Genomic DNA, 6,682 nt, shown 5'->3' on the forward strand with positions numbered 1-6,682 from the left:
CATCATAGGCTTGGTCATCGGGGGCATGCCTCGGTTCAGGTTGGCGGTTGCGACCCGACCCTACCGAGAAACCCGATGACCGCCTCAGCTACACCACCCCGCGGGACACGATCGTGTTCCATGTCGCCGGTCCGCCCGCCATGGTGTCCGAAATGGAGAGGGAGCTGTCCGAGGCACGCGTCAGCCGCGCGGATCAGCATGTCGAGCGCTTTTCCGGCTACTGAAGGGAGCCTCCACACGCTCCGCACAATGCGAGACTGCCACCGGCACCGCCGGGTTTTGTCCTCGGGCCTCGCAGCACTGCGAACGACCACTGATGGCGCGGAGCGGCCGAGCCGGCTGGTGGACTACTCCGTCGCCCCGCTGGCTCGAGATCGCGGCGCGAGCCGATCACGCGCACACAGCGGCTCTGAGGCTCTCGGCCCGAAGCGGTCATCCGTTCATACCGCCGGACGCCATCGCCTCAAAGGCGGTGTGCCCCCGAAGCGGCGACGGACGCAATCGGTCCTATTTTACCAGCTCGATCTCGCCGGGACGCCAGGACTGGTCGAAGAACGACGGCAGCGGGCTGTAGAGGCGAAGGATCGTGAACCAGCCCTTTTCCGGGTCGGTCTGGATCCAGTTGCCCTCGGCCACGTCCGCCGGCTTCTCCGGCGAGAACCATACGGTCGTCGAACCGTCCTCGGCCGCAGTCGCCGCCGGGCTCGGGTAGCTCTGCGAGCCCGCCCGCGGGTATCTCTGCGGCGTCCGCAGCATCGAGCGGGTCTGGTTGTCGTAGAGCGTGAACGACCAGAAGGCGCGCGCCGGGATGTCCTTGGGCAGCTTCACGCTGTAGGCCTTCGCACCGTCAAAGATCGCGCCGGTCGAGTCTCGGAAGGCCCCGAGATACTGCGAGCCGACATCGGGGATGCGCATGATCATCCCGGGGCTGTCGAGCGTGTAGGCGTAGTAGAAGGCGGTACGTGAATCGAGCGTTCGCGCGCCGGTCGGCGGGAATGGTTTGAAGACGCCGTCCTCGAACAGCGGCGGCGGGGTCTCGAAGTTCGCGCCGCCCTGCCAGAGCATGCTGGACCAGTAGGATCCCGGATAGATCGCCCAGTCGGGATGCGCCTCGATGCCCTGCCACTGCAGCGCCCGCCCGAAGGCGGCGCCCACCGCCGCGGCTTCGGTCAGGATCCGCTTCATCCGCTCGTCGGGGGCGAAGTCCTTGCCCTTCACGATGCCGATCTTGGCGAGCTGGCCGGCAAGCTCGATGTCGTAGCTCGTCGCCGGCTCTGCCTGAACGTTGGCGTTGATCATCTCGAAGAAGCCGTAGTCGCCCGGCGGAATGGTATTGAAGGCGAGCCCGCTGCCCTCGACGAACTTCGTCTCCGGCACCTTCGGCTCGGGAGCGAGCCGCACGGTGCCCTCGAGGGCGGCCGCGATGCTGGTGCCGTAGCTGCCCGGCACATACGGGTAGATGCGCAGGTTGGACTTGATGTTCGCGACGGCCGGCTTGGGATCGTCGTTCACCAGATAGGCGCGGGCGGCGTAGAGGACCCGGTCGGTCTTCGAATGGGCGACGAAGTAGCCGCCCTCGGGCAGCGGCCCGTCATAGCCGGGCGGCACGATCAGGTACTTGCCGCCGAGCCCGCGATCCGGGCCCGGCCCACCGATGTCGATGATCCAGGAAAACCACATGTCGTTGATCGTGCCGACCGCGTCGGGTGGCTGCTCGATCACCATTGGCCCGGCGGTCAGATCGATGGCCGACAGATAGTAGATCGTGTCGGCGTTCGCCGTCAGGAACAGCGAGTTCGAGTCCATGAGCTCGGAGAAGATGACGACGTCGTTGTCGGCGGCGCCGGCGCTCTGGAAGCCCTTGCGCAGCGCATAGGCGGACGCACCGCGGAAGCTGTTGTTGTAGACCGCGAGCGCGTTGGCGAAATCCGCCGCGTCGAAGACCCTCCGCGCCGTCTCCTCGGTCGGGACGCCGTCCGCGAAATCCAGCGTGCCGATGCTGGTGTCCACGCTGGCCGGTGCCGACAGCGATCGCATGATCTCGGGCGCTACCTGCGCGGCGGATCCGACGGGCACCGCCGCGGCAAGTACGAGCGCGAGAGTCGCCGCCGGGCCGTCCGGCCGCGTCATGAAATAAGCCAAAGCTACACTCCCAACCGACCACGAATCGGGCGCGTCGCACCCGTGTCGAATTAGCCGACGCCCGGAGAAGATCACAAAGCGTTCGGGCGCGTTACTGGATTTTTGCGCCAATTCTGGGCGGCGACTGCGCCTGATTTGCGGGCGGCCTGAGAATGGTCAGTGCGCACCCTCGGACGTTGGCGGAGTATGAATGGCCGCTTCTTGTTGGTCCCCCGGGCGCCACGTCAGCACCGGAAATGACGGCTCACCGCCCATAGGCGCTCGCGCCAGAGGACCGGCGACCCCGCGCGCGGTGCGGTTCCTGCCTGGCTACACGAAGACGGAGGCAATCGATCTTTGACGAAGAGCCGACTGCCACCCGTGCGCGAAGAGCGCGCTGTCGGCCCTGTAGCAAGCCTTCGGGTTGGGAGCTACAACGGGCACGGCGGGGCTCTTCGCCGCGCCGGAGGAAAGGCAGGACGAGATGCTTGCAAAGTTCACGATCGCCGCTTCGGCATTGGCAGTGCTCGCCGGAAGTCCCGCCCATGCCCAGGCGAGACCTTCGACGAGCTTCGCGGATCTCGCCCTTCCCTCCGCCGAGGCGACGCCGCAGGAGGCCTATGTCCGTTCGGTCGCGCGCCAGGCCTATGTCTGGGGCTGGCCGATGGTGAACATGCTGAACCGCCGCGCCCGCATCACCCAGGCGCCGCATCCGGGCCTGCTCGGCGGCGTGCTGCCGGCCGCGCCGCGCGGGCAGATCGGCATGCTCCACGACTATATCGAGCCGAGCGAGCGGTTCATCGCCTGCCCGAACCAGGACGTGGTCTACGGCCTCGGCTTCTTCGACCTCGACACCGAGCCGGTGGTGATCCAGGTGCCCGACTTCGGCGATCGCTTCTGGGTGTACGCGCTTTACGACCAGCGCACCGACCAGTACGGCCAGCTCGGCAAGCCCTATGGCTCGAAGCCCGGGTTCTACCTGCTCGTGGGGCCGAACTGGAACGGCGAGGTGCCCGAGGGGATCACCGGGGTCATGCGCTCCCCGACCTCGCTTGCCAACGCGATCCCGCGCATCTTCCAGAACGACACCGACGAAGACCGCGCCGCGATCCAGCCGCTGATCAACCAGGTGGTCGCCTATCCGCTCTCCGAATTCACCGGCGAGACCAAGACCATCGAATGGGCGAGCGCCCCCGATATCGAGGCGCCCGACCAGGGAGGCGACGCCGAGACCCGCTGGGTGGTGCCGGAGAAGTTCTTCGACCAGTTCCCGGAGGTGCTCGCCATGGTGCCGCCGCTGCCCGGCGAGGAGGCGATGTACGCGCAGTTCCGCTGGCTGCTGGACGTCGCCGCCAAGGATCCCGCGCTGAAGGCCGCGATCGTCGACGAGGCCGGCAAGGTCGAGGAGGAGATCATCACGCCCTTCCTCCAGTGGAAACACAACGGCCGGCCGGCGGGCAACGGCTGGAACCGCTCGACCAACAATGCGCAATGGGGCATCGACTACTACGACAGGACCGGCACCGCGCGGTCGAACATGTTCGACAACCGCCCGAACGAGACGCAGTATTTCTACACCGACGACGATGTCTCGGGCGCGGCGCTCGACGGGTCGAAGACCTATGCGATCACCTTCCCGGCCGGGCAGGAGCCGCCGGTGAACGGGTTCTGGTCGCTGACGCTCTACAACAAGGAGCATTTCTTCCACGCCAACGACCTGAAACGCTATTCGCTCGGCACGAAGAACGCCACGCTCCAGCGCAACGCGGACGGGTCGCTGACGCTTTACGCCGGGACGAAGTCGCCCGGCGCCGACAAGGAGAGTAACTGGCTCCCGGCACCCGAGGGCCCGTTCTCGCTCTACATTCGGGCGTACTGGGGCAAGGAAGCGATCCTCGATGGCTCCTGGACGCCGCCCCGGATCGAGGTGATGCCGTGAGGGAACCCGTGATGACCCGCGAAAATATCCGAAGCCGGCTCTTCGCCGCCACCATCCTCGCGAGCCTCGCGCCCGCGCTCGCCGCGGCGCAGGAGACGGCGCCGATGTCGCCGCTCATGGAGCAGATCAACGGCGGCAAGTGGCTCGACCAGACGGAAGCCCAGTCGCTGGCGGACGAGTTCTTCTACCAGAACGCCATCCAGGCCTATCTGCGCACCCTGCCCGCCTTGAACGTCATCGGCATGCGCGACGGGTCGGAGGCGACCTTCGGCGCCGGCTACAACGTGCTCCCGATCTGGAAGGAGCGGATGGACAGCCGGACCTGGGTGCCGACGCCGAACGCCGATGTCATCTATTCGATGAGCTATCTCGACCTGAAGGAAACCGGGCCGCTGGTCGTCGCCGCGCCGCCGAACGTCATCGGCATGTTCACCGACTTCTTCCAGAAGACGATCACCGACGTCGGCGCCATCGGGCCGGACCGCGCGCGCGGTGGGCTCTACCTGCTGCTGCCGCCCGACTACGACGGCGAGGTGCCGCAGGGCTATTTCGCTTTCAAGTCGCCGACCTACAACGTCTTCCTGTTCTTCCGCACCATCATGCCGAAGGGCGCGGATGGCCCCGATCCCGCGCCGGCCGTCGCGAATGCCGAGCGGACGCGGATCTACCCGCTCTGGACGCCCGAGAAGGACGTGAAGCCGATGAGCTTCCCGGACGGGTCCGGCAAGGACATCGACATGATGTACCCGGTCGACAACACCTACTGGCGCAAGCTGAAGGACTTCGTCGATTACGAGCCGGTCGCGGCGATCGACCCCGACCTGCGCGGCATCCTCGCCCAGATCGGCATCGAGAAGGGCAAGGCCTTCACGCCGACCGAAGGACAACAGGCGCTGCTCAGGAAGGCGGTCGAGACCGCGCCGCGCATGATCCTCGCGAAGCGCCAGCTCGGCCGCCCGGACAAGCGCAACTATTACTACCCGGACCGGCAGTGGGAGAACGTCTGGGCAGGCGCCACCGCCGACTGGATGCAGGAGAGCTATCTCGACGTGCTGCAGCGCGCGACCTATTTCCAGGTCGCCTATTCCTCGGCGCCGGCGATGGTGATGCGCACGCTCGACGCGGGATCGAAATACCCCGTGGCGGTCCGCGACGCCGACGGCGACTTCCTCGACGGGGGCAAGGCCTACAAGCTGCACATGCCGCCCAATCCGCCGGCGGCGCTGTTCTGGGCGGTGACCGCCTACAACATCACCGACGGCACGATGGTCTCGGCGGCGCAGCGGATGCCCTCGATCAACGGCTTCAACGACGTCGAGACGAACGCCGACGGCTCGATCGACCTCTGGTTCGGCCCCGAGAAGCCGGCGGCCGCGCCCGACGGCAACTGGATCCAGACGGTGCCCGACCGGAACTTCCTCGTGACGATCCGGCTCTACGGCACCGGCACCGAATTCTTCGACCAGAGCTGGAAGCCGGACGACGTCGTGAAGGCGCCGTAGCTCGGCTGAACTTCGTAAGGAAATGGAGCCGAAGCGCGCGCTTTTGCCATGCCGAAGTGATGCAGCGCTGATTGGCGGCTCACCCCCGCAGAGGGCCGATCTCGGACGTGCCACGGAACGAGCGCTTCTGGCGCATCGCGGCTCGTGGCGCTGCGGATGCGAACGTCGGCTGTCCGCCCCTCAGGCGAGTCCGTGCAGGGTTTCCGCCGTGGCCGGCAGTCTGGCGAGACTCGTCGCGAGCCGCTCGCGCCAGCGCGGACCGCGTCCGAGAGCATCCTCGAACGCCTCGCGAAGATCGTCCGGCCGGTCTTCGGCGAGAACGGAGATCAGAAAAGCCGCCTGGCCTCGATCCTTGCGGGACTTCGCCTGATCAGGGCCGCCATGCCGACGGTCCGCGACGATTAGCTTGTGGATCGCGAAACGCTCTGGCCTGGGTATGCGCACGAGCACGCCCGAGCGATAGAGCGCAATCGCAGGGATCGGCTCGGCGATCAGGTAGTTGAGATAGTTCAGAGCCTGCGCGCTGACCCCAAGCGCCGGGAGCGGTTTCACCCGCTCATCGCCGAACGCGGGGGTCAGGAACTCGACCATCGCCTCGCCTCGGCTTTGGCGCCATTTCCAGATCTGCCGGTCCTGGAGCCCGGGCACCGGATCGAATTTGAGGGTCCGCAGGATCTCTCCGGGATTTTCCTCGACGTGGTCTCCGAGGGCGACGGACAACCGTTCGAAGCTGGCGAGATCGATGTCGCCTGTCCGCGCCAGTTCCTCGGAATCGAAACGCACCCCGAGTTCGCCCTGATAGAGCGCGTAGGCGGCGGTGCCGATGAGCGTGCCGCCGAGACGAAATACCCCCGCCCGCGCGAAGGCGAGCAACAGCGAGCCGGTATCCCGGTCGGTCGCCGTGAACCCCTCTGCGCGCAGCACCCGCGCGAGCCGTGCCATCGTTTTCCTGCGATCCTCAGCCTCGGCCTTGAGCTCCGCCGCGCGTCCCAGCCGCGCGCGCAGCGATCGTGCCCCATCTGGTGGTGTAGCTCACGGCGGGCCTCGCGCTCATCAGCGGGCCGAGCAGGTCAGTCGCGCTGCGCGGCAGGCAGGCTGACGGTGAGATCATCGCAGACGG

3 protein-coding genes and 1 pseudogene are annotated in these 6,682 nt (G+C 66.9%); 2 read left to right on the plus strand and 2 right to left on the minus strand.

What is annotated here, in order from left to right:
* Positions 1-507 precede the first annotated feature (507 nt).
* Positions 508-2,142: a DUF1254 domain-containing protein gene (locus ACLJK8_RS21545; RefSeq protein WP_413152481.1), complete on the minus strand. Its 1,635-nt coding sequence runs from the start codon at positions 2,140-2,142 to the stop codon at positions 508-510.
* Positions 2,143-2,605: 463 nt separating this feature from the next.
* Here ACLJK8_RS21545 and ACLJK8_RS21550 point away from each other — a divergent pair, with 463 nt between their 5' ends.
* Positions 2,606-4,060 carry a DUF1254 domain-containing protein gene (locus ACLJK8_RS21550; RefSeq protein ID WP_413152482.1) on the plus strand — a complete coding sequence of 485 codons (1,455 nt, stop codon included), beginning with the start codon at positions 2,606-2,608 and terminating at the stop codon, positions 4,058-4,060.
* 11 nt (positions 4,061-4,071) lie between these two features.
* Positions 4,072-5,562 carry a DUF1254 domain-containing protein gene (locus tag ACLJK8_RS21555; protein ID WP_413152483.1) on the plus strand — a complete coding sequence of 497 codons (1,491 nt, stop codon included), beginning with the start codon at positions 4,072-4,074 and terminating at the stop codon, positions 5,560-5,562.
* Between the two features lie 180 nt (positions 5,563-5,742).
* Here ACLJK8_RS21555 and ACLJK8_RS21560 read toward each other — a convergent pair.
* Positions 5,743-6,570: pseudogene (locus ACLJK8_RS21560) on the minus strand (GSU2403 family nucleotidyltransferase fold protein); the annotation flags it as partial.
* Between the last annotated feature and the right edge of the window lie 112 nt (positions 6,571-6,682).

It is taken from the genome of Amaricoccus sp. W119, from assembly GCF_047275745.1.
GTDB lineage: Bacteria > Pseudomonadota > Alphaproteobacteria > Rhodobacterales > Rhodobacteraceae > Amaricoccus.